Raw genomic sequence first — 22,934 nt, forward strand, 5'->3', positions numbered from 1 at the left:
CCCCAGGGCTGACCTCCCCCCGCCGCCCCAGGAGCGATTGACACCACGACTCCGCCTGTTTATAAGTTGGTCACACAACCAATAAACAAGGCCATCATGCCCCGTCCGTCCAACACCGAGGAGCGCCGACAGCAAATCGTCTCGGGCCTGCTGCGGGTCATGTCGGAGCGCGGCTATGAGCGGGCCTCCGTCAACGAAATCGCGAAGGCGGCGGGCCTGAGTCCGGGGCTGGTGCACTACCACTTCAGCGACAAGCAGGAGATTCTGCTCGTGCTGGTGCAGCAGCTCGCGGCGCGCGCGCGGGAGCGGGTGGCGAAGCGCTTCGAGCGGCTTGGAGCCGACGATGCGCGCGGCCGTATCGACGCCTTCCTGGACGCCTTCCTCGCGACGGGCGCGGACGCGGACACGAGCGCGGTGGCGGGCTGGGTCACCATCAGCGCGGAGGCGATTCGTCAGCCGGAGGTCCGCGCCGCCTACGAGCAGGTGGTGCGCGCGGACCTGGAGCAACTCGAAGCGCTGGTGGCGATGCTGGTGGGAAAGCGCAAGGCGCGGGCGCTGGCGGCGGGACTCTTCGCGGCGGTGCAGGGCTACTTCGTCCTCTCGGCCAGCTCTCCCGGACTGGTGCCGGCGGGCTCCGCCGCGAGCACGGTGAAGCACATGGCCGCGGGCCTCCTGGACACCTCGGCGGCGAGGGAGGGCGCATGAAGACCTCCACGAAGCTGGGCCTCCTCTCGAGCCTCTATCTCTCGCAGGGCCTGCCGTTCGGCTTCTTCACGCAGGCGCTCCCCGTGCTGCTGCGCCACCAGGGTCTGTCGCTTCCGGCCATCGGTCTGGCCCATCTGCTCGCACTGCCGTGGGCCCTGAAGTTCCTCTGGGCCCCCTTCATGGACCGGCATGGCTCCGCGCGCTGGGGGCTGCGTCGCGGCTACATCCTCCCGTTGCAGTGCCTCAGCGCGGGCCTGTTGCTGTCGCTCGCGCTGCCCGAGTCCACGGTGGACACGCGCCTGCTGCTCGCGGCGGTGCTCGGCGTCAACCTGCTGGCGGCGACACAGGACGTGGCGACCGACGGGCTCGCGGTGACGCTGCTTTCGCCCTCCGAGCGCGGCTGGGGCAACGGCATCCAGGTGGCCGCCTATCGCGTGGGCATGATTCTGGGCGGCGGCGTCATGCTCGCCGTGTTCGACAAGGCGGGCTGGCGCCCCACGCTCCTGGCCCTCGGCCTGACGTTGCTCGTCGCCACCGTGCCCGTGGCCCTCTACCGCGAGCCGCCCACCGAGCCCGCCCCCCGCGCGAGCCTGGGCCTCGAATGGTGGTGGCGACGCCCAGGCGCCGCGACGTGGCTCATCCTCCTCGTCGTCTACAAGGCGGGCGAGGCGCTGGCCACGGGCATGCTGCGCACCTTCCTGGTGGACCGGGGCCTGACACTGACGGACATCGCGTGGCTGCTGGGAGGCGTGGGCTTCACGGCGGGGCTCCTGGGCGCGCTCATCGGCGGCAGCCTCGTGGTGAAGCTCGGACGGCGCAGGGCGCTGCTGCTCTTCGGCGTCATCCAGGCCACGGCGGTGCTGCTGTACGCGCTCGTCGCCAGCTTCCCCTCGTCGCTGCCCTGGCTCACCGCCGTGTGCGCCGTGGAGCACGTGGCCAGCGGCATGGCCACCGCCACCGTCTTCACCGCGATGATGGACGCATGCAGGCCCGAGCACGCCGCCACCGACTACACCGTGCAGGCCTCGCTGGTGGTGCTCGCCACCGGCGCGGCGGCGGCCGTCAGCGGCTTCAGCGCGCAGGCCCTGGGCTACCCCGGACACTTCGCCCTGTCCGCGCTGCTCTGCCTCGCGGGAACGCTCTACGTGGCACTCGCCTTCCACCCGTCCCGGGAGCCAACGCCCGGGACACCCGAGGTGTCGTCGTGACCATCGCCGTCTATGCAGGCAGCTTCGACCCCGTCACGGCGGGACACCTGTCCGTCGTGCGACAGGCCGCGCGATTGTTCGGCCACGTCGTCGTCGTGGTGGCCATCAACCCCGCCAAGAACACCCTGCTCTCCCAGGACGAGCGCATGGCGCTGGTGCGCGAGGCCGTGGCCATGCACCCCAACGTCACGGTGGCGTGGACGCAAGGTCTCATCGTCGACTACGCGCGGGCCATCGGCGCAAGCGTGCTCCTGCGCGGCGTGCGAGGGGCCACCGATGCGCAGTTCGAAACGGAGCTCGCCCAGAACAACCGCGCGCTCGCCCCCGAAATCTCCACCCTCTTCCTCCCCGCCGAGGCCCACCTCGCCGAGGTGAGCAGCAGCGGCCTCAAGCAGCGCGTCGCCCGGGGCGAGGACGTTTCGGCCTTCTGTCCTCCCTCGGTCGCGGCGAAGCTGCGCGAGCGACTCGACCCGTCCCTCCGGAGCCAGCCATGAGCCTGTCCTTCACTCCCCTGGGCGTCGGTGACGCCTTCTCAGCCCTCTACTATTCCTCGTGTCTGGCGATGGAGGCGGAGGACCAGGTGCTCCTCGTGGACTGTCCGCACCCCATCCGGAAGATGATGCGCGAGGCGGCCCTGTCCTCCGGTGTCCCACTCGACGTGGACCGCGTCAGCGCCGTGGCCCTCACGCACCTGCACGCGGACCACGCCTCCGGCCTGGAGGGCCTGGGCTACTTCTCCTTCTTTGTGCTCAAGAAGAAGCTGGAGCTGCTCACCCATCCGGACGTGGCCGAACGGCTCTGGGAAGGACACCTGGCCGCGGGCATGGAGTGCCTCATCGAGAAGCGGGGAGAGCCTCCCAACCCGAAGCACTTCGAGGACTACTTCGAGCACACGCCACTCTCCACCGAGTCGGCCGTGAGGCACGGGCCCTTCCTCATCGAAGCCCGGATGACGTACCACCACGTGCCCACCACCGCGCTGCGCATCCACGCGGGAGGCCGGTGCCTGGGCTACAGCGCGGACACCGCCTTCGACGAGGGCCTCATCGACTGGCTGTCACGCGCGGACCTGGTCATCCACGAGACGAACTACGGCGTGCACACGCCCTACGAGAAGCTCGCCGCCCTGCCGGAGGGGCTGCGCGCCCGAATGCGCCTCATCCACTACCCCGACGACTTCGACACCGCGGCCAGCGTCATCGAGCCGCTGCAGCAAGGCCGTCGCTACGCCGTCTGAGGACCGGGCGCCCGCCCGGTGAGGCAACGGGCGCCCACGTCCCAGTCACCCGTTACTGCGAGAAGATGAGCAGCGAGTACGGGCCAATGGCGAAGTTCGCGTTTTGGGCCATGCCGTCCTTGGCGCCACTGTTCGTGGAGGTGTTCGCCGACGGGGTGTTGCCGAAGTCGGACGAGTACCCGTTCCAGTCGCTGTTGAAGCGCAGGTACCACGTCCCCGCCCTGGGGAAGCCGATGTTGTAGCTGGAGTAGGAGGTGCCGCTGAAGTTGGCGACGATGACGACGTCATCCCCTCCGCCACCGCTGTCCCAGCGGTGATACGCGAGCACCTTGTTGGTGTTGTTGACGTGGTGGACGTTGACGTTGCCACCGCGCAGGCCGCGCGTGTTGTTGTTCCAGTTGCGGCGCAGGCGGATGAGGTCGCGGTACAGCGTCTTGATGCCGCCATAGGGGGTCAGCTTGCCCCAGTCCAGCGGGTCCCCGTCCGCGAAGTAGCCATCCTCCAGGAACTCCTGCCCCTGGAACATCATCGGGATGCCCGGAGAGGTGAACGTAATCCCCGCGACGAGCGTGGAGCGCTTCTTCGCCGCCCAGCTCCCCGCGTTGCCCGGCCAGATTTCCTCCGGCACGCGCGCATGGCCGTTGGCCACCTCGTCGTGGCTCTCCGTGTAGATGACGCGCGCGTGAGAGCGGCCGCTGAAGCGCTGGGTAATCGCGTCACGCACCGCGAGCATGTTCCGGTTGGCGTCGTTCTGCTCGATGGCCGCCGTGCGCAGGGGGTGCACGAACTCCGCCGTCCACTGCGCGTCGAAGCCCGCGCCGCCCGCGAAGTCGCTCGTCGCGTCGTTGGTGATGGAGTCACCGCCGCCGAAGTCCTCGGCGATGGAGATCTTCCAGGGCTTGTTCGCGTTGATTTCACGGTTGATGGAGCGGAACACCTGCCACGCCGACGGGATGTCACCCGAGCCGTCAATCGTGCGCATGTACTTCGTGGCGTCCCAGCGCAGACCGTCCGCGCGGAAGTTGTCCAGCAGGTTCATCATCGAGTCGCGGATGTACGCACGCACCTCGGGACGGCCGTAGTCCGGGCGCGTGTCGCCCCACGGCGTCACCTTGCGGTTGTCGGTGAAGAAGTACTCGCCGCCGTTGCCCAGGCAGTCGCCGCTGAAGCACCACATGGGCAGGTCACTGGGCCCGTAGTGGTTGTGCACCACGTCGAAGATGACGCCGATGCCCCGGTAGTGCGCCTCGTCCACGAAGTGCTTCATGTCGTTGGGCGAGCCATACGCGCTCTCCGGCGCGAACGGGAAGGCCGCGTTGTAGCCCCAGGAGAAGTCCCCGGCGAACTCATACGCCGGCATCACCTTCACCATGTTGACGCCCAAATCCCTCAGGTAGTCGAGCTTGGCGATGGCGCTGTTCCAGTTGCCCGGCCCGAAGCCCGGAGAGTCGTGGAACGTGCCCACGTGCATCTCGTAGATGACCATGTCGTTGAAGGCCGGCGTGCTGAACTGCTGCGCGTTCCACCAGTACTCGCCGTGGTCATAGATGATGCTGGCGCCCGTGGAGTTCTCCTGCCACGCCGAGCGCGGGTCCGCGCGCCACGCGTCGCTGCCCCACTGGTTGCGCGTCACGAACTTGTACTTCTGCCCCTTCACCGCGCCCGCGACGTCGGCGGAGAAGTTGCCGTTGAACTCGTTGCCCAGCTCCACCCAACCCCAACTGCTGAAGTCGCCCGCCACGAAGACGCGACTGGCCAGCGGCGCCCAGGTGCGGAACGTCGTACCACCCGAATAGACAGTGGCTCCCATGCCCGGCCGCGTCGATGACGTGAGCTGCTGGACGACCTGCGCTGTCTCCTGACCGGAGCCCTGTTGCTTCTCGAGCGCGGCCTCGCCGCAGCCGAACAAACCGGCCAGCAGCAACGCGCTCAACACGTTGTGTCGCATGGTGACAACCTCCTCTTGTGGTCAAGGCGGGTCCTAGCAACCGCAGTGAAGTGCGAGCAAACCGCCTACGTGTGATTCCTGTAACTTTCGGTCATGACACGCCGCAGCAGCGATTCACGTTTTCCAGGGATGACGTCGAATCAAGGCGGGGCGTGAAGGCGGGGGTGCTCGCCTTCGCCTCGTGAGTGCGCTACTTCCGCGAGCCCCGGCGCCGTGCGGGCGCCCCTGGAGAACGACTCGCGATGACGACCTCGACAGCGCTGGCCCGACGTGGGGCCCTGCTCCTGCCGCTCGCGCTGTTCCTGGCACTGACTCCGAGCCACTCGCGGGCCGCCGTCCCCGCCGCGCCCAAGGGCACGACGCGACTGACATTCCTGCACCTGGCGGACGTTTACCAGGTGCAGCCCCAGGAGCATGGCGACCGGGGAGGGCTGGCGCGGGTGGCCACGCTGCGCAAGCAGGTGCTGAAGGAGTCCCCTGCTCCGCATGTGCTGACGCTGCTGGGAGGCGACACGCTGTCGCCGTCGGTGGAGTCGCTGCTCGACGTGGACGGCAAGCAGCTCAAGGGCCGGCACATGGTGGATGCGTGGAACGCGCTGGGCCTGGATGTCGCGGTGCTGGGCAACCACGAGTTCGACTTCGGCGACGACGTGCTGCGCGAGCGCATCCGCCAGTCGCGCTTCCCATGGCTGGGCGCCAACGTGACGGACGCGAAGACGGGCGCGCTGTTCGAGGGCGTGAAGGCCTACGAGGTCCGCGAGCTGGGGGGCATCCCCGTGGGCCTGTTCGGCGTGGTGCTGACCGAGACGAAGACCTCGACGAAGGCGGGGCCGGACACCCAGTTTGGCGACATCTGCGCGGCGGCGAAGGACGCGGTGGCGAAGCTGCGCGAGGCCGGGGCCAAGGTCGTCGTGGGGCTGACGCACCTGCCGTTGGAGCAGGACCGGCAGCTGGCGAAGTGCGTGAAGGTGGACGTGATTCTGGGCGGGCATGACCACGTGGGCGCGGCGGACCGCACCACGGGCACGCCCATCTTCAAGGTGCCCGCGGAGGCGGAGGAGCTGGGCCGGCTCTCGCTGGACGTGGACCCCGCGACGGGCACGGTGCGCAAGGTGTCCTGGACGCGGATTCCCGTCACGAAGAAGGTGCCGGAGGACGCGGAGTTCAACGAGGCGATGAAGGCCTATGGGCCGCTGTTCGCCCGGCTGGCGGAGCCCGTGGGCCGCACGCCGGTGGCCCTGGATGCGCGCAGCACGCAGGTGCGCACGCGGGAGACGAACCTGGGCTCATTCGTCGCGGACGCCTTCCGCGAGGCCGCGGGCGCGGACGTGGCCGTCGTCAACGGGGGCGCGCTGCGCGCGGACACCGTGCTGCCCGCGGGTGTCATGACGCGCCGGGATTTGCACTCGCTGATGCCCTACACGGACGAGCTCGTGGTGGTGGAGCTCCGAGGCGCCACGCTGCGCGCGGCCCTGGAGAATGGCGTCAGCCTGGCTCGCGAGGACTCGAGGCCGGGCCGCTTCCTCCAGGTCTCCGGCATGCGCTTCACGTTCGACCCGCGCAAGCCCGCCGGAGCGCGCGTGGTGGACGTGAAGGTCCACGGCAAGCCGCTGGACGCCGAGGCCACGTACCGGCTCGCCACGCTGAGCTTCCTCACCAGCGGCAAGGATGGCTACGACGTGCTCAAGGGCCAGCCCACCACGCCCGCGCTGAAGGACGGACGCTCGCCGCTGGACGTGCTCGCGGACGCGTTCAAGTCAGGCAAGCCCGCGCCGCGCGCGAAGGCCGAAGGCCGCATCACCCGCCTGGGCGGAAGCGCGCTCGCCCCGGATGCGCGCAGACCCGCACCTGCGCTGAAATAGCCCTGGCTGGAATTCGCGCGCCCTCGCATCCAGTTTCAGACAATCCGACCGCTTGAAACCTGGGTGCATTTCGCCCCGTGTCTGGCAATGAACGCGAGGGATTGCTCCACTCGCGCGCCGGCGGAGCACCCCTTCATCTCCGACGAGACAAACCCGGCCCGGGAGAGCTCCCCACCACCCCCACGCGGGAGTTCCCATGGCCGAGTTGGAGACGTTTCAATTGCCGCAATCCGTGAGTGGAAGCGAGTCCGACGTCGCGCTCGGGCTCACCCTGATTCGAGCCTGGCGACGCGACGGCATCTTCCAGCTCCGGATGAGTGAGGCCCAGTCGGAGAAGGCCCAACGCGCCTTCGAGTCGAGCCGCCGCTTCTTCCGCCAACCCCTGGAGGACAAGGCCCGGTGCGTGAGTGATTCGACGTACAGCGGCTACGTCGCCTCCGGCGAGGAGCTGACGGCGGGCGAGGCGGACTACTCGGAGATCTTCACCGTCTGCAAGGACGTGCCCCTCACGGATGCGCGCGTGCAGGCGCGCTGGCCCTGCCATGGCCCCGCGCCCTGGCCGGACGAGACGTACCGCCGCGACATGAAGGACCACACCGACGAGCTCGGCTCCACGGGAGAGCGCCTGTTGCGACTGGTCGCGCTGGGCCTGGGGCTGGAGGTGGGCGCCCTCACGGCGCTGACGCGGGATGGCTGGCACCACATGCGCGTGCTGCGCTTCCCCGCCCGCTCCGCCACGGCGACGCGCGGCATCGGCGCGCACACCGACTACGGGCTGCTGGTCATCGCCGCGCAGGACGACGTGGGAGGGCTCTACATCCGCCCGCCCGTCGAGGGAGAGAAGCGCCGCCGCAACTGGCTGCCAGGTGAGAGCTCCGCGGGCATGTACGAGCACGACGAGCCGTGGACCTTCGTGAAGCCCGTGCCCGATGTCCTGACGGTGTTCCCGGGCGACATCCTCCAGTTCCTCACGCGGGGATATCTCCTGTCGACGCCGCACAAGGTGGCGCTCAACACGCGCGAGCGCTTCGCGATGGCCTACTTCCACGAGCCCCACTTCGAGGCGTGCGTCCGCCCCCTGATGACGCCCGGGCCCGACGAGTACATCCACTACGGCTCGCACTTCACGAACATGTTCATGCGCTGCTACCCGGACCGCATCACCACCCAGCGCATCCTCGACGAGGACCGGCTGACGACGCTCGCCTGGCTGCGAGAGGACGCCGTCCTGCGCACCGCGCCCGTGGAAGACCTGCCCCTGCCCCTGCACCGCGCGGCGAGCTGAGCCCTCAGGACGACGACGCCACCGTCACGGCGTCGTCCACCCTCGCAGCCGATACACGATTCGCCCCGCCAGCTCGCGCAGCACGTCCGTGCTCTGCGACAAGGAGGACGCCCGAGGCACCCAGCTCAATCGCCCCGGGCGCGTGGCCGGCATCCGCTCGTCCACCGGCAGCGTGTCCGGCCGCAGGCCCACCGCGGCGAAGCAGCCCGCGGCGCGAGGCATGTGCGCCGCGCTCGTCACCAGGAGCAGCCGCTTCCAGCCCCGCTCGCGAATGATGCGCTCGGACTCCAGCGCGTTCTCCCGCGTGTTCCGGCTCCTGCCCTCGGTGACGATGCGCTCCGAGGGCACGCCCCATTCCTGGAGCAGGCGCGACAGCACGTCCGCCTCCACCACCGCCTGGGGACGCGGGTCCAATGAGCCTCCCGAGATGAAGACGTGACTCGCACGCCCCTCGCGCACGAGTTCGAAGCCCTTCAGCACGCGCTCCGACGCGGCGTTGAACTCGATGTGGCCCGAGCGCTCCGTGGCGGACGGGTCCAACCCTCCGCCCAGGACGATGACGGCGTCGTACGTCACGCCCGGCACGGACGTGTCTTGTGCGCCCGACTCCACCGCGTACGTCAGGAGCGTGGACACCGCCTCGGTGGAGAAGAGGTAGAGCACCAGCAGTCCCGCGGCGGCGAGCCCTCGGGAGAGCCGGGGCCCGCGGCGAACAAGGCCGCTGACGAGCAGGAGCAGCAACGCCCAGGTGAGCGGTGCCAGGAAGAGGTCCAGCACCTTCGAGAGAATCAGGAACACGTGGCGCGGAGGCCCTTCAGCGCTCGCCCCAGTGGAGCTTCTGGCGAAGGATGGAGAAGTAGGCCACGCGGGGGTTTCGCACCAGGTTGACGCGGTTGGCGGAGCGCACCACCTCGATGCAGTCGCCGCCCTGCAGGCCGTGGCCCGTCTGCCCATCCAGCGTGAGGTACGTGTCCGCCGTCTCGCTGCGCAGCGTGATTCGGATGGTCCGGTCCGCCGGCACGACGATGGAGCGCTGGGTGAGCGCGTGCGAGCAGATGGGCGACAGCACCGTGCAGTCCACCGACGGGTGGACGATGGGGCCACCGGCCGACAGCGAGTAGGCCGTGGAGCCCGTGGGCGTGGCGAGGATGACGCCGTCCGCCTTGTACGTGGTGATGGGCACCCCATCGATGGACGTCTCGTGGTCGGCGATGCGCGCCAGGGCGCCCTTGTTGATGACCACGTCGTTGAGGATTTCGTCCTCGATGAGCACGCTGCCGTTGCGGATGAGCCGGCACGTCAGCTTCATGCGCGAGTCCACCTGGAAGCGGCCGGCCTGCACCTCCTCCAGCGTGGAGAACAGCTCCTCCACGGGAACCTCCGTCATGAAGCCCAGGCTGCCCAGGTTGACGCCCAGGATGGGGACGCCGCGCCCTCCCAGGAGCCGCGCCGCGTAGATGAGGGTGCCGTCACCTCCCAGCACCACCGTCAGGTCCGCTCGGGCCGCCAGCTCCCGGTCCTCCACCCGAGGCCACCCCAGGACATGGGCCAGGGAGCGGTCCCCCAGCACGGTGAGATGCGGGTAGTGCTCGCGGATACGGGCCGCCAGCGCCACCGCCTCCGGGTTGTCCTTCTTCGCGACGATGACGAGGGTCTGCACGCGGGAGGCTTTTTAATCCAGGCGGGCACCCGGGCGCTCCCCTGATTTGCGCAAGGGCTCTCCCATCGGACAGACGCCCCGGCGAGGAGCCCTTCGGGGCGCTAGGTTTGGAGCTTCCATGGACCTCTTCGAACATGCCGGCCAGAAGGAGCAGGCCCGTCGGGCCCCGCTCGCGGAGCGGATGCGTCCACGCGCCCTCGACGAGTTCGTCGGCCAGGAGCACATCACCGGAGAGGGCCGCTTCCTGCGCCGGGCCATCGAGAGCGACCAGGTGCCCAGCCTCATCCTCTGGGGGCCTCCGGGCACCGGCAAGACGACGCTCGCGGGGCTGGTGGCCCGCTCCACCGGCGCCGCCTTCGACTCGGTGTCCGCCGTCCTCGCCGGCGTGAAGGACATCCGCGAGACGGTGGCCCGCGCCCAGGAGCGGTGGAACCTGCATCGCCAGCGCACCTTCCTGTTCATCGACGAAATCCACCGCTTCAACAAGTCGCAGCAGGACGCCCTGTTGCCCCACGTGGAGAAGGGCACCGTGACGCTCATCGGCGCCACCACGGAGAACCCGTCGTTCGAGGTCAACGCCGCGCTCCTGTCCCGCTGCCGCGTCGTCACCCTGCGCGGCCTGGAGGAGGAGGAGCTGGTGCCGCTCCTGCGCCGGGCCGTCGCGGACGCGCGCGGCCTGGGCGGCAAGGTGGTGGTGGAGGACGAGGCGCTGAGCTTCCTCGCGAGCACGGCCGGCGGAGACGCCCGCAAGGCCCTCACCGGCCTGGAGGTGGCCGCGGCCCACGGCGGAGAGAAGGTGGACCGCAAGGTCGCCGAGGAGGCCCTCCAGCAGAAGACGCTGCTCTACGACAAGGGCGGCGAGGAGCACTACAACGTCATCAGCGCCTTCATCAAATCCATGCGCGGCAGCGACGTGGACGGCGCGCTGTACTGGATGGTGCGCATGCTGGAGGCGGGCGAGGACCCCATCTTCGTCCTCCGGCGCATGGTCATCTTCGCCTCGGAGGACATCGGCAACGCGGACCCACGCGCGTTGAGCGTGGCGGTGGACGCGCTGCGAGCCTTCCAGCTCGTGGGCCTGCCGGAGGGCACCCTGCCCCTCACCCAGGCCGTGACGTACCTGGCGCTGGCGCCCAAGTCGAACGCGGTCATCGCCGCGTACACCGCCGTGCGCGAGGCCGTGACGAAGGAGGGCGCGCTGCCGGTGCCCCTGCACCTGCGCAACGCGCCCACGAAGCTGATGAAATCCCTGGGCTACGGGGGCGGCTACAAGTACCCGCACAACTTCGAGGGCAACTACGTCCCGGAGGACTACCTGCCCGAGGCCCTGCGCGCCCGGAGCTTCTACACCCCCACCCGCAACGGGCACGAGGCGGAGCTGGCCGAGCGCTACGAAGCCATCCAACGCCAGCTCGCGGAGCGCTTCCGCGAGCCTGGCGAGGAGGGATGAACTAGGAGGCTGCTTCCAACGTCTCCACTCCGTCGACGTCGTCGTCCTTGAGGACGCGCGGCTTCATGGAGCGGCCGGCGACTTCGTACTGCTTGAGCAGGCGGCGGAAGTTGGAGCGGTCCACGCCCGCGGCGCGCGCGGCGCTGGAGACGTTCTGGTTGTTCTTCTCCAGGAGCGCGGACAGGTAGCGGCGCTCGAAGGCGCGCATCGCCAGGCGCTTGGCCTGGGCGTACGGCAGGTGCGCCAGCGAGAAGACCTCCACCGCCGAGTCGGCCTGCGGCGCCGACTGGAAGCCGGGCGGCAGGTCCTCCACGTCGATGACCTCGTTGCTGGTGAGCACCACCGCGCGCTCGATGACGTTCTCCAGCTCGCGCACGTTGCCCGTCCACCGGTTGCAGGTGAGGGCCTCCATGGCGCGCGGGGAGATGCCCGCCACCTTCTTGTCCGCCTTGGATGCGTACAGCTTCAGGAAGTGGTGCGCGAGCAGCGGCACGTCCTGCGGCCTGTCGCGCAGGGGCGGCAGGTCGATGGTGATGACGTTGAGGCGATAGAACAGGTCCTCGCGGAACTTGCCCTGCTCCTTGGCGCGGGACAGGTCCACGTGGGTGGCGGCGATGACGCGCACGTCCACCTTGACGGGCTCGTTGGCGCCCACGCGCTTGACTTCACCCTCCTGCAGCACGCGCAAGAGGCGCACCTGGGTGGCCGGAGGCACATCGCCAATCTCATCCAGGAAGATGGTGCCGCCGTCGGCCGCTTCAAACAGGCCCTTCTTGTTGCCCGTGGCGCCGGTGAAGCTGCCCTTGATGTGTCCGAACAGCTCGCTCTCCAGCAGCGTCTCCGTGAGCGCCGAGCAGTTGACGGCGACGAAGGGCTTGTCCTTGCGCGAGCTGCGGTAGTGGATGGCGCGCGCCACCAACTCCTTGCCCGTGCCGCTCTCGCCCTGGATGAGCACCGTGGCGGTGGAGTGGCTGACGGTCTCCACCAGCTTGAAGACCGAGCGCATCTGCGGCGACTGGCCGATGAGGTCCTCGAACTGGCTGCGCACGGTGAGCGCCTCTTCCAGCGCGCGGGTGCGGTCCTTGAGCGCCTTGCGCTCGGCCGCCTTGGCCACCGTGAGGCTCACCTCGTCGATGTTCTCGAAGGGCTTGGTGAGGTAGTCGTACGCCCCCGCCTTCACCGCCTCCACCGCCGTCTCCACGGTGGCGAAGGCCGTCATCATGATGACCTCCACGTCCGGACGGTCCGCCTTGATTCCGCGGAGCAGGTCCATGCCGGACAGGTTCGGCATCTTGATGTCGAGGACGACGACGTCGATGGACGGGTCCTTGGCCGCCGTCAGACCTTCCACCGCGTCATCAATGGCCACCACCGGGTGGCCCTCGCGCTGGAGAATCTGCGTCACGGCCTTGAGGACGACGGAGTCGTCATCCACGACGAGGACTTTGGCGCGCTTGACTTGGTTCACGGCAACCTCTCGAGCTGCAGGGGAATGGGCAGGAAGACGGTGAAACGGGAGCCGGCGCCCACCTGGGTGTCGACGTGGAAGCTGCCCCCGTGGTCCTGGACGATGCGGTACGCGATGGACAGACCCAGCCCGGTGCCCTCACCGGGGGGTTTGGTGGTGAAGGAGGGCTCGAAGATGCGCGGCAGGTGCCGCTCCTCGATTCCGCAGCCGGTGTCGGACACCGCGAAGAAGCAGCGGTCTCCCTCGCGGCCCGTCTCCAGCGTCAGCTTGCCTTCGCGCCGGGGCAGCGCCTGAAGGCCATTCTGGAGCAGGTTGAGCACCACCTGCGCGAGCGTGCCGGGGTCCCCGTACACCTTGGGGAGCCCTTCCTTCAAACCCAGGGACAGCTCCGCGCGAGGCGTGGCCTTGATTTGCGCGCGGAAGAGCACCGCGGCGTCCTCCACGCAGCGCGACAGGTCGAACAGCCGCCGGTCCTCCACGCGGCTGTGCCGGCTGAACTTCAGCAGGCTCTCGACGATGCGCTTGCAGCGCAGCGCGCTCTCTTCAATCAGTCCCAGCGATTCCAGGTCCGCGTCATCGCGGCCCGCGTCGCGCGACATGAGCTGCGCGAACGCCAGGATGCCGCCCAGCGGATTGTTGATTTCATGCGCCACGCCCCCCGCCAGCTGCCCCACCGCCGCCATCTTCTCCGTCTCGATGAGCCGGCGCGTCATCGCCTGCTCCTCGGTGACGTCGCGATACGTGCACACCACCCGCTCATCCCCGGCCATGGGGTACGCGGCCACCACGTACGTCCTGCCCCCCTGCTGCACCTCACCGCGCGCGCCCTTGCCACTCTCCATCGCCGCCGGCAGCGGGCAGCCCGTGCACGGCTCGTTGCGGCCGAAGAGGTAGCGATAGCAGGCGACGTCCGACGGAATCTGTTCGATGGAGCGCCCGGCCACATGCGCGTACGCCAGGTTCGCCCGCCGCACCGCGAAGTCGCGACCGCGGACGACACACAGCGGCGTCTCCATGCAGTCGAACGACAGCTCCCACTCGCGCTTGGCCTGGCTTAGCATCCGCGTGCGCTGCGCGACGCGTTCCTCCAGGTCCGCGTTGAGCAGCTTCAGCTCCGCGTTCTGCGCCTGCGTCACCCGGTACAGCCGCTCGTTCTCCGCCTGCAGCGCGTACTGCTCGAACGCGCTCTTCACCGTCAGCACCAGGTGGCTGTCGTTCCAGGGCTTGGAGATGAAGCGGAAGATTTCGGAGCGGTTGATGGCCTCTTCAATGGCCTGCTGGTCCGCCTGCCCGGTGAGCATGATGCGCTGGGCGCGCGGCTCCTGCTGCTTCACCCGCGTCAGGAACTCCACCCCGTTCATCCCCGGCATGCGGAAGTCGGAGATGACGACCTCGGGACGGAACTCCTCCACCGTCCTCAGCGCCTGCTCGGCGTCCGTCGCGGTTTCGATATCCCAGTCACCCCGACGCAGCACCCGGCGGATGGACTTGAGGATGTTCTCCTCGTCGTCCACGAGCAGCAGCCGGCCGCGCGGGGCGGCTTCTGGCTTCGGGAGCTGTGCGGCGAGGGGTCCCATGGGATTCTTTCCGTCCCATGACATTTGCAATGCGTTTGCCAGCCGGTGGGGCACTGCAAACCCATGGAATCACGAGATGATTCGACTCCCCGACAATCGAGGGCCGGGGTCATCTTAGACTCATCCCCTATTCATGGGTCAATACCAACCCAGGGTCTTTGACCCAGGTCAGTCGCCCTGCGAGGAGGAGGGCGGCAAGAGGGACATTTGAGAGTGGAGACAGATGCGATCCCTCCCCTCGTCCTTGGCCCGGTAGAGGGCCTCGTCGGCGGTGAGCAGCAGCTGCTCGGGGCTGAGGACGGTGCGGTGGGGAAAACTGGAGACGCCCAGCGAGGCCGTCACCAGAAGTGCTCCATCCGGCCCTACCCGCAGGGTCGCCAAATCCCGGCGGACACGCTCCGCGACGGACAGGGCACCCGTCAGGTGGGTGCGAGGCAGCAGGACAGCGAACTCCTCGCCCCCGTACCGAGCCACCAGGTCCGTCTCGCGCACGCTGCGCTGGAGGGCGGCGGCCACCTCCCGGAGCACTCCGTCCCCCGCGGTATGGCCGTGCCTGTCGTTCACCTGCTTGAAGTGGTCCAGGTCCAACAGGATGAGTGCCAGCGGGTCGTCGTAACGCTGTGCCCGGCGGAACTCCTCGCGCAGCCGCTCCTGGAAATGGCGGTGGTTGTGGACCCCCGTCAGCCCGTCCGTCGAGGACAGCCGCTGCAGCTCACCCACCTGGTTGGATAGCTGGGTCAGCCGGGCCTGGGTCCGCAGGCTTTTTTCCACCCGGGCCCGCAGTTCTTCCGCATCCCATGGGTCAAAGACGACCTCAATTCCCTGGGCGAGCGCACCCAACCAGACGCCCCGGGTTTCCCTGTCCGCCAGGAGCACGACGGGGGGACCTGGCGGTCCTTCCAGGGCCAGCAACTTGTCGAGCCACTCCAGGGATGACGGCTCGCCAGCCGAGCGGGCGACCCACACCACCAGGTCCACCTCTCGCGCCAGCCGGCCTACCTCGGGCCCTGGGGAGGCCAGCCGGAGGCAGAAGTCCTCCGGCCCGAGCGCCCGCGCCAGCCGGGCCAGGGTTGACTCCGCTTCGTCCACCACCAACAAGGTGCAGGGCCTGAGGGTCACAGTATCCCCGGAAAATGGTAACTCCACGGTACCACACAGGTGCTCTCGGGTGGGAGCCCCATGATTGATTTAGGACCCAGGGCTTGGTACCGAACCGCCCGAGCAGTCCCCCCGTACCCCGAGGTCCTCCGTGGCCAAGTACCCCAGCATCAGCCTCTTCCTTCCCGCCTGGAACGAGGAGGACTACGTCGAACGGGCGGTGGGGAGGGCCATGGAGGTGCTGCCGCAACTGACGGACGACTTTGAAATCATCGTCGTCAACGACGCGTCGACGGACCGCACGCAGGAGCTGGCGGAGGCCATGGCGCAGCGGATTCCGCAGCTGCGGGTCATCACCCATCCGGTGAATCTGAAGTTGGGCGGGGCGATGCGCACCGGCCTCGCGGCGTCGACGAAGGACATCGTCGTCTACTCGGACATCGACCTGCCGTGGGACCTGCGGGAGCTGGAGCGCTCGCTGCACCTGCTGGAGTACCTGGAGGCGGACATGATTTGCGCCTTCCGGTTCGACCGCACGAGCGAGGGGCCCAAGCGCATCGTCTACTCGTTCGTCTACAACATGCTCATCCGGGCGCTGTTCGACATCCAGATCAAGGACGTCAACTTCAGCTTCAAGGTGATGCACCGCCGGGTGCTGGAGTCGATGGAGCTCAAGAGCCAGGGCTCGTTCATCGACGCGGAGCTGGTGGTGAAGGCCATCCGCAAGGGCTTCCGCGTGTTCCAGATGGGCGTGGACTACTTCCCGCGCACCCGTGGCGTGTCCACGCTGGCCTCGCCCTCGGTCATCGTGAAGATGGTGAAGGAGCTGGTGAAGCTGTACCCGGAGACGCGCACGCCGACCCCGCCCACGCAGCCGGTGCGCCTGCCTCCGTCGGTGCAGCCGCTGCGCACGGTGTCCTCGGGCGGCCGTACGGCGCGGGGCTGAGCGGGCCGTGACTTCGCGCCCCACGCGCCTGGTGGTGAATGCGGACGACCTGGGGCTGCACCCGTCGCTGGACGCGGGCATCCTCCGAGCGCACCGCGAGGGCATCGTCACCAGTGCCACGTTGCTGGCCATGGGGCCCACGGCCAGCGAGGCCGCTTCCCGCGCGAAGGCGCAGGGGCTCGCGGTGGGGCTGCACCTGGCGCTGTCCACGCGGCTGGCTCCGGCCGCGCCCGCGGAGGCGGTGAGCACGGTGGCCCCTGGAGGCAGGCTGCGGGGGAGCTGGGCGGACTTCGCGCGGGACTGGCTCCTGGGGAAGGTGCGACGCGAGGAAGTGGCGCTGGAGCTTGACGCGCAGCTTCAGCGAGCGCGCGAGCTGGGCGTGGCGGTGGACCATCTGGACGGGCACCAGCACCTGCATGTGCTGCCGGGCATCCGGCCGCTCGTGGAGTCACTGGCCGCGCGCGAGAAGCTCCCCGTGCGCTGGCCGGACGCCCTGCCCCGCGTGTCGTGGCTGCGAACGCCTGGGCCCGCGCTGAAGACGACGCTGTTGACGGTGCTGGCGCGCACCGCGCCTCGTGCGCCCCAAGGCGTGCGACGGGTGAGCGCGGGAGGCGTGTTCGAGGCGGGGCGACTGGACGAGGCCGCGCTGCTCGCCGCGCTGGACGCCCTGCCCTCGGGTGACTTCGAGCTGGGCTGCCATCCCGGTGAGGGCGCGCCGCAGGTGCCAGAGGACCCGGCGTGGCGTTATGGCTGGCAGGCGGAGCTGGCGGCGCTCACCAGTCCTCGCGTGAGGGCGCGCCTCGACGAGCGAGGCATCCAGCTCCACAGCTACGGGACGCTCGCCTCCGCGGCGTAGAGCACACGAGCGAAGGCAACCCGCCTCGCGTCACTCGCCTCGGCGCCATGGCGCGCACGACCGAGTTCGGCCCGCATTGAATCGCGGCACAACGTTCGCGTCGCTCGCCTGGCGCACGACAGAAGGCGGCCGCCTCGCGTCGTCACGGCACGACCTACGGAGCACTCGCCTCCGCGACGTACAGCACGTGAGGCGTCGTGTAGCCGCGCCCCAGGTCCACCACCTCGCGCACGGTGAAGCCCGCGTCCTGGAGCAGGGCCATCATCTCCGCGCGAGGCTTGAGCACCATTCCACCGCTCGCCTTCGTGCGCCGCAGCAGCGACACCATCACCCACTCCTGCGCCAACGCCTTGCGGTGCTTCCAGGAGCCGTCGCCTTCCACCTCCTTCAACAGGAAGCGTCCTCCTGGCTTGAGCAGGCCATGCACCGTGCGAAGGAACGCGGGCCACTTCGCCTCGGGCAGCAGGTAGAGCACGTCGCACACCACCGCCGTGTCACATGCGCGCGGCAGCGCGGGGGCCAGCACGTCCTCCACCGTCCCCTCCGCGAGCTTCACTTGCGGCAACCCCGACAGTGCCTCGCGCGCCCACGTCACCTTTCGGGGGTCCGGGTCCACGCCGTGCACCGTGCGACTCGGCTCCGCCAACGCCAGCAGCGCGGAGAGCAGGCCGTGCCCGCAGCCGATGTCCGCCACGGTGCCACCCGACACCCGCTCGGCCACCGCGAGCAGCGGAGCGGAGGACGCCCGCGCATGCACATGGAAGCGCTCGGCGGCGGGGAGTCCGGCGTACAGCGCGAGGGCCTGCTCGAGGAGCGTGCTCATGAGATGTAGTAGTCCGCGCCAAAGGCCCACGACAGGACGAGCAGCGACACCGCACCCACCACGAGCGCTCCTTGAAGCACGCGCGGCCGCTGCCTCAACAAGAGCGCCCCCGTGAGGAAGACCGGGAACGAGGACAGCAGATACCGCCCCATGCCCATGAAGTCCTTCGTGGACCATGCGGGCAGGCCGACAATCGCCAGCACATACACCGCATAGCCCCACCCCAAAAGCTTGCGCGTGGGCCACACCAACGCGAGCGCCAGGAAGGTGAAGAACGCGTGCGCGGCCAGTCGGAAGGCCTCGCGCTTGTCGGTGGGGTTGAGCACCACGCGCTCGAACCAGCCCACCTTGAGCCACGTGTGCCAGCCGGGTTGCTGCGACCAGCCCGCCGCGCCCTGGACCTTCACGAAGGCGAGCGGGTCTCCGAACTGGTGCCACAGGTAGAGCATGTAGCAACCGAAGCCCAGGCCCGAGAGCACCGGCATGAAGTCCACCACGCCCCACTTCTCGCCCCGCGCGTGTTTCCACTCCAGCCGCCGCACGAGCAGCCCCAGCACCACCGCGGGCGCCACGGGCCGCGCCGCCGTGGCCACCGCCGCCACCAGCACCGCCGGAGCCAGGTGCCCCTTCTCCAGGAGCAGGAAGGACGACACCACCAGCAGGACGAACAGCGCGTCCGAGTACATGGCGCCGTAGAAGTACATGGTGAAGGGATACAGCGCCATCAACAGCCCGGCCTTCAGCGCCGTGTCGTCATCCGTCAGCAGCTTCGCCCAGCGCGTGAACATCAGCAGCGCCAGCGGGCCACACAGCAGGGTTATCAGCACCCCGGCCTGATAGACGTTGGGCCCCAGTGTCTCCACCGCGCGGATGACCAGCGGATAGAGCGGGAAGAAGGCCACCGAGCTCTGCTCGCCCGGCGTGTACTGGTAGCCCTCCTGGGCAATCCGCATGTACCAGCTCGAATCCCACGCCACCCAACCCATGGTGACGTACTCGTCCAACCGGACGACGGGGTTCTGCGGATTCTTGTGGAAGTAGCGCCACGCCCCCGCCGCCGCGGCTGCGCCGCAGAGCAGGACTGCGACGAGGACAACCAGGGCGATGGTGCGGGACGCGGAGCGGGCCATGCGGGCGGCAGGCTGTTCCTAGAACACCGCCCCGGTCAAGCACCGGGGTGGGAAGTCGCGCCCCCCACCCCGGTCACCTCGCGCTCAGCGAGGGTAGAACGTCTTGCCTGCCTTCACCATCTCCACCAGGAGCGGCGCGGGCGTGAAGCGCTCACCGAGCTTGTCCTGGTAGTGCTCCAGCTTCCGCAGCAGCTCCGCGGGCCCCTTGCTGTCAGCGAAGTGGAACGGGCCCCCGAGGAACGGCGGGAAGCCCAGGCCGAAGATGGCGCCCACGTCGCCGTCGCGCGCGCTGCGGAGGATTCCCTCGCCCAGGCAGCGGATGGCCTCGTTCACCATCTGGAACACCAGTCGCTCCGCCATCTCCGAGGCATCGAACGACTTGCGCTCCTTGCCGTGCGGCAGGAGCCCGTAGACGGTGGGGTCCACCTCCTTCTTCTTGCCGTTCTCGTAGAGGTAGAAGCCCTTCTGGCTCTTGCGGCCCAGCCGGCCATCGGCCACCACGCCATCCAGCGACTTCGGCGCCGCCATGCGCTTGCCGAAGGCCGCCTCCATGATGGGCCCCACCTTGTGGGCCACGTCGATGCCCACCTCGTCCAACAGCGTCATCGGCCCCACCGGAAAGCCGAACTCCACCAGCGCCCTGTCCAGCGCGGCGATGTCCGCGCCCTCGGCCAGCAGGTGCGCGGCCTCGTTCATGTACGGCGCGAGGATGCGCGAGGTGTAGAAGCCCGGCCCGTCGTTCACGACGATGACCGTCTTGCCCTGCTTGCGCCCCACCTCCACGCAGGTGGCCGTCACCCAGTCCGCGGTCCCCGCGTGGGTGATGATCTCCAGCAGCGGCATCTTGTTGACCGGGCTGAAGTAATGCATGCCGATGACCTGCGCGGGCCGCTGGCTGCCCTTGGCCAGCTCGGTAATCGGGATGCTGGAGGTGTTGGACGCGAAGATGGCGTCGGGGCCGGTGACGGCCTCCACCTCCGCGAGCATGCGGTGCTTGAGCTTCAGGTCCTCGAACACCGCCTCGATGACCAGGTCCGCCGCCTTGAAGCCGCTGTAGTCGGTGCCGGCCGTAATCCGCGCCTGCTTCGCCGCAGCCTCGCGCCAGGTGAGCGAGCGCCGCTTCACCCGCTCGTCCAGGATGCCCTGCACCTGCTTCATCGCGCGGCTGGCCCCCGCGTCGTCCTTGTCCTTCACCCGCACCTGCGCGCCCTGGAGCACACCGGCCACGTAGGCGATGCCTCCACCCATCAGCCCGCCGCCCAGCACGGCCACCTTCTTCACCTCGCGCGGCTTCACGCTGGCGTCCGCCGTGCCGTTCTCCTTCTTCAGCGCCGTGGTCGCGAAGAAGACCTCCACCAGTCGCTTCGACACGTCCGACATCACCAGCTCGCCGAACGCCTTCGCCTCCGCCTCCAGGCCCGCCTTGCGCCCGGACTCCAGGCCCACGCGAATGACTTGCAACGCCTTCTCCGGCGCCGGGTACTTGCCGCGCGTCTTCTTCCTCAGCTGCTTGCGCGCCTGGTCGAAGAGGACCTTGCGGCCCAGCGGGTTGTCCTCCAGGGCGACCTCCGCCCACAGCTCCTTGTTCGCAAGTCCCTGGAAGAAGCCCGCGACACCCTTCTTCTGCCCCACCGCCTTGAAGCCCTGGCCGTGCGCGCGCTCGGGCTTCAGCGTGCCCGCGGCCAGCTCCCGGGCGCGCTGGAGCGCGATGGCGCGGAGGATGGGCGTGGGCACCACCTCGTCGACGATGCCCAGCTTCTTCGCCTTGGACGGCTTGACGCTCTTCCCGGTGAGGATGAGGTCCAGCGCCGCCTGCACACCGATGAGCGCGGGCAGCCGCTGCGTACCGCCGGCCCCCGGAATCAAGCCGAGCTGCACCTCTGGCAGGCCGAGCGTCGTCCTGGGGCTGTCCGTGGCGATGCGGTAGTGGCACGCCAGCGCCCACTCCAGGCCTCCGCCCAGACACGCGCCGTGGATGGCCGCGACAACGGGCTTGGGGAATGCCTCCAGCCGGTCGAAGCCCACCTGCCCCTGCTGGCTCATGGCGGTGGCGTCCTCCGCCGTCTTGAGCGTCTGCAGGTAGTCGATCTTCGCCCCGGCGACGAAACTGTCCTTCTTGCCGGAGATGAAGACCACCGCCTTCACCTGGGCCTCGCGCTCCACCTCCTCCAGCAGGAGCGTGAAGGCCGCGCCCACCTCGGGGGACAACGTGTTGACGGCCGAGTCCGGCAAATCGAACGAGACGACGGCGACGCCGTCCTCCACGGTGAGGGAGAAGCCCTGCTTCGCCTCCAGCTCTTCAAGCTTGATGGCCATCACGCACGCTCCAGGACCACCACGGCGCCCAGGCCGCCGGCGGCGCAGACGGTGCACATCACCGTGTTCTTGTTCCGACGCTTCAGCTCGTTGAGGGCCTGCGTGACGATGCGCGCCCCCGTGGCCCCGAAGGGATGGCCAATGGCGATGGAGCCGCCCGTGACGTTGAGCCGCTCGCGGTCAATCTCCCCCACCGGCTCGCTCCAGCCCGCCTTCTTCGCGAACGCCTTGGACGCGAGCGCCTGGAGGTTGCTGCCCACCTGCGCGGCGAAGGCCTCGTGCATCTCCACCAGGTCGATGTCCGAAAGCTTCATGCCCGCGCGCTTGAGCGCCGTGGGCACCGCGTACACCGGCCCCTGCAACAGCTGGTCTCCCGGGTCCGTGGCCGCGTACGCGTGCGAGCGCAGGTAGCCCAGCGGCTCGTACCCCAACGCCCTCGCCCGCTCCTCGCTCATCAACAGCAGCGCGGCGGCGCCATCCGTGAGCGGCGACGCGTTGCCCGCGGTGACGGTGCCATACTTGCGGTCGAACACCGGCTTGAGCTTGCCCAGTGCCTCCAGCGTGGAGTCCTCGCGGATGATGTTGTCGCGAGTCACCGTCTGCTCGTACTGGGGCGGCACCGAGACGTGCATCACCTCGTTGTCGAAGCGCCCGTCCTTCCAGGCCGCCGCCGCGTTGCGGTGCGACGCCCATGCAATCCGGTCCTGCTCGTCGCGGGAGATGCCGTTCTCCTTGGCCATCTTCTCCGCGCTCTCGCCCATGGACAGGCCCGTGGAGTACTCGGCGATGGCGGGCGGCACCGGCACCAGATCTGTCGCCTTGAGCTTCTGGAAGGGCCTGAGCTTCTCTGGCAGCGAGCGCCCCTTGGAGGCCGCCGCCAGCGCATGCGCCAGGGGCCGGCTGGTGAACACGGGCGCGTCCGACATCGCCTCGGTGCCGCCGGCGATGGCCACGTCCACCTCGCCCACCGCAATCGAGTTGGCCGCCGTCGTCATCGCCTGGATGGACGTCGCGCAGGCCTTCGTCACCGTCGCCGCTTCAATCTTCATCGGCAGGCCCGCGGCGATGACGACTTCGCGGGCGATGGACGGCGCGGTCAGCGACGGAATCACCGTGCCGAACACCAGCTGGTCGATGACGTTCGGGTCCAGGTCCGAGCGCTGCACCAGCTCCTGGACCACCATGCGGCCCAGGTCCAACGCGGTGAGCCCGGCGAAGACAGTGCCCGCCTTGACGAATGGGGTCCGCAGGCCGCGGACGATGGCCACCCTGCGGTGACCGTTACGCTTCTCGCTTGCCATGTGTGCCTCACCCTCCTGCGACGACGAGTGAGGCCCATCTAACGGGCGGTGATGCGCCGCGTCA

At 69.0% G+C, this 22,934-nt stretch carries 19 protein-coding genes; 9 read left to right on the top strand and 10 right to left on the bottom strand.

All coding sequences use genetic code 11. From position 1 onward, the window contains the following. The first annotated feature begins 96 nt into the window (after positions 1–96). The 4 genes from HR086_RS14390 to HR086_RS14405 are packed head-to-tail and all read left to right on the top strand — an operon-like array spanning position 97 to position 3,150. Positions 97–705, top strand: a complete 609-nt coding sequence (locus tag HR086_RS14390) for a TetR/AcrR family transcriptional regulator (protein ID WP_174461380.1) — start codon at positions 97–99, stop codon at positions 703–705. After that, a complete protein-coding gene (locus HR086_RS14395) occupies positions 702–1,913 on the top strand; it encodes an MFS transporter (RefSeq protein ID WP_174461381.1) in 1,212 nt (403 codons plus the stop codon). The genes HR086_RS14390 and HR086_RS14395 overlap by 4 nt, the downstream gene beginning before the upstream one ends. Further along, on the top strand, positions 1,910–2,407 hold the full coding sequence (coaD, locus tag HR086_RS14400) for a pantetheine-phosphate adenylyltransferase (RefSeq protein WP_141641062.1): 498 nt from the start codon (positions 1,910–1,912) through the stop codon (positions 2,405–2,407). Before HR086_RS14395 ends, coaD begins: the two co-directional genes overlap by 4 nt. After that, a complete protein-coding gene (locus HR086_RS14405) occupies positions 2,404–3,150 on the top strand; it encodes an MBL fold metallo-hydrolase (RefSeq protein ID WP_174465917.1) in 747 nt (248 codons plus the stop codon). Before coaD ends, HR086_RS14405 begins: the two co-directional genes overlap by 4 nt. Before the next feature lie 52 nt (positions 3,151–3,202). Here HR086_RS14405 and HR086_RS14410 read toward each other — a convergent pair whose 3' ends face one another. Further along, positions 3,203–5,098 carry an alpha-amylase family glycosyl hydrolase gene (locus HR086_RS14410; protein WP_174453322.1) on the bottom strand — a complete coding sequence of 632 codons (1,896 nt, stop codon included), beginning with the start codon at positions 5,096–5,098 and terminating at the stop codon, positions 3,203–3,205. A 242-nt stretch (positions 5,099–5,340) separates the two neighbouring features. Here HR086_RS14410 and HR086_RS14415 point away from each other — a divergent pair, with 242 nt between their 5' ends. Beyond that, positions 5,341–6,960, top strand: coding sequence for a bifunctional UDP-sugar hydrolase/5'-nucleotidase (locus HR086_RS14415; protein ID WP_174465918.1), 1,620 nt, complete (start codon positions 5,341–5,343; stop codon positions 6,958–6,960). 196 nt (positions 6,961–7,156) lie between these two features. Continuing rightward, positions 7,157–8,245, top strand: a complete 1,089-nt coding sequence (locus HR086_RS14420) for an isopenicillin N synthase family oxygenase (protein WP_174453320.1) — start codon at positions 7,157–7,159, stop codon at positions 8,243–8,245. A gap of 24 nt (positions 8,246–8,269) precedes the next feature. Here the strand turns inward: HR086_RS14420 and HR086_RS14425 are convergent, their stop codons facing one another. Together HR086_RS14425 and HR086_RS14430 are read right to left on the bottom strand one after the other, a co-directional pair. After that, entirely contained in the window at positions 8,270–9,043 is a 774-nt protein-coding gene (locus tag HR086_RS14425) for a YdcF family protein (RefSeq protein WP_174465919.1), read from the bottom strand. 16 nt (positions 9,044–9,059) lie between these two features. Continuing rightward, entirely contained in the window at positions 9,060–9,905 is an 846-nt protein-coding gene (locus HR086_RS14430; RefSeq protein ID WP_174453318.1) for an NAD(+)/NADH kinase, read from the bottom strand. Between the two features lie 118 nt (positions 9,906–10,023). On the opposite strand from HR086_RS14430, the gene HR086_RS14435 reads away from it, so the two are divergent. After that, on the top strand, positions 10,024–11,355 hold the full coding sequence (locus tag HR086_RS14435; protein WP_174465920.1) for a replication-associated recombination protein A: 1,332 nt from the start codon (positions 10,024–10,026) through the stop codon (positions 11,353–11,355). A gap of 1 nt (position 11,356) precedes the next feature. Here HR086_RS14435 and HR086_RS14440 read toward each other — a convergent pair whose 3' ends face one another. From HR086_RS14440 to HR086_RS14450, 3 genes are all read right to left on the bottom strand, one after another. Beyond that, entirely contained in the window at positions 11,357–12,823 is a 1,467-nt protein-coding gene (locus HR086_RS14440; RefSeq protein ID WP_141641054.1) for a sigma-54 dependent transcriptional regulator, read from the bottom strand. Beyond that, positions 12,820–14,400 carry an ATP-binding protein gene (locus HR086_RS14445; protein WP_141641053.1) on the bottom strand — a complete coding sequence of 527 codons (1,581 nt, stop codon included), beginning with the start codon at positions 14,398–14,400 and terminating at the stop codon, positions 12,820–12,822. Before HR086_RS14445 ends, HR086_RS14440 begins: the two co-directional genes overlap by 4 nt. A 168-nt stretch (positions 14,401–14,568) precedes the next feature. Continuing rightward, positions 14,569–15,519 (bottom strand): diguanylate cyclase, encoded by a 951-nt coding sequence (locus HR086_RS14450; RefSeq protein ID WP_371745476.1) that lies wholly within the window; start codon positions 15,517–15,519, stop codon positions 14,569–14,571. 130 nt (positions 15,520–15,649) lie between these two features. On the opposite strand from HR086_RS14450, the gene HR086_RS14455 reads away from it, so the two are divergent. Then, positions 15,650–16,444 (top strand): glycosyltransferase family 2 protein, encoded by a 795-nt coding sequence (locus HR086_RS14455; protein ID WP_174453316.1) that lies wholly within the window; start codon positions 15,650–15,652, stop codon positions 16,442–16,444. A gap of 7 nt (positions 16,445–16,451) precedes the next feature. Beyond that, positions 16,452–17,300: a ChbG/HpnK family deacetylase gene (locus HR086_RS14460; protein WP_174461387.1), complete on the top strand. Its 849-nt coding sequence runs from the start codon at positions 16,452–16,454 to the stop codon at positions 17,298–17,300. 154 nt (positions 17,301–17,454) lie between these two features. Here HR086_RS14460 and HR086_RS14465 read toward each other — a convergent pair whose 3' ends face one another. From HR086_RS14465 to fadI, 4 genes are all read right to left on the bottom strand, one after another. Beyond that, positions 17,455–18,123, bottom strand: coding sequence for a class I SAM-dependent methyltransferase (locus HR086_RS14465; protein WP_174465921.1), 669 nt, complete (start codon positions 18,121–18,123; stop codon positions 17,455–17,457). Next, positions 18,120–19,253: a mannosyltransferase family protein gene (locus HR086_RS14470; protein ID WP_141641048.1), complete on the bottom strand. Its 1,134-nt coding sequence runs from the start codon at positions 19,251–19,253 to the stop codon at positions 18,120–18,122. The genes HR086_RS14465 and HR086_RS14470 overlap by 4 nt, the downstream gene beginning before the upstream one ends. Positions 19,254–19,337: 84 nt before the next feature. Next, positions 19,338–21,569: a fatty acid oxidation complex subunit alpha FadJ gene (fadJ, locus tag HR086_RS14475; protein ID WP_174465922.1), complete on the bottom strand. Its 2,232-nt coding sequence runs from the start codon at positions 21,567–21,569 to the stop codon at positions 19,338–19,340. Beyond that, complete coding sequence (gene fadI / locus HR086_RS14480; RefSeq protein ID WP_141641046.1) at positions 21,569–22,870, bottom strand: acetyl-CoA C-acyltransferase FadI; 1,302 nt, start codon at positions 22,868–22,870, stop codon at positions 21,569–21,571. The genes fadJ and fadI overlap by 1 nt, the downstream gene beginning before the upstream one ends. Between the last annotated feature and the right edge of the window lie 64 nt (positions 22,871–22,934).

It is taken from the genome of Myxococcus sp. CA039A, from assembly GCF_013336645.1.
GTDB lineage: Bacteria > Myxococcota > Myxococcia > Myxococcales > Myxococcaceae > Myxococcus > Myxococcus llanfairpwllgwyngyllgogerychwyrndrobwllllantysiliogogogochensis.

Bases quoted from the DNA above. Each gene is read 5' to 3' on its own strand.
- HR086_RS14390 (WP_174461380.1), top strand. From the start codon at position 97: ATGCCCCGTCCGTCCAACACCGAGGAGCGCCGACAGCAAATCGTCTCG.
- HR086_RS14395 (WP_174461381.1), top strand. From the start codon at position 702: ATGAAGACCTCCACGAAGCTGGGCCTCCTCTCGAGCCTCTATCTCTCG.
- HR086_RS14405 (WP_174465917.1), top strand. From the start codon at position 2,404: ATGAGCCTGTCCTTCACTCCCCTGGGCGTCGGTGACGCCTTCTCAGCC.
- HR086_RS14410 (WP_174453322.1), bottom strand. From the start codon at position 5,098: ATGCGACACAACGTGTTGAGCGCGTTGCTGCTGGCCGGTTTGTTCGGC.
- HR086_RS14415 (WP_174465918.1), top strand. From the start codon at position 5,341: ATGACGACCTCGACAGCGCTGGCCCGACGTGGGGCCCTGCTCCTGCCG.
- HR086_RS14420 (WP_174453320.1), top strand. From the start codon at position 7,157: ATGGCCGAGTTGGAGACGTTTCAATTGCCGCAATCCGTGAGTGGAAGC.
- HR086_RS14435 (WP_174465920.1), top strand. From the start codon at position 10,024: ATGGACCTCTTCGAACATGCCGGCCAGAAGGAGCAGGCCCGTCGGGCC.
- HR086_RS14445 (WP_141641053.1), bottom strand. From the start codon at position 14,400: ATGGGACCCCTCGCCGCACAGCTCCCGAAGCCAGAAGCCGCCCCGCGC.
- HR086_RS14465 (WP_174465921.1), bottom strand. From the start codon at position 18,123: ATGAGCACGCTCCTCGAGCAGGCCCTCGCGCTGTACGCCGGACTCCCC.
- HR086_RS14470 (WP_141641048.1), bottom strand. From the start codon at position 19,253: ATGGCCCGCTCCGCGTCCCGCACCATCGCCCTGGTTGTCCTCGTCGCA.
- fadJ (WP_174465922.1), bottom strand. From the start codon at position 21,569: ATGGCCATCAAGCTTGAAGAGCTGGAGGCGAAGCAGGGCTTCTCCCTC.
- fadI (WP_141641046.1), bottom strand. From the start codon at position 22,870: ATGGCAAGCGAGAAGCGTAACGGTCACCGCAGGGTGGCCATCGTCCGC.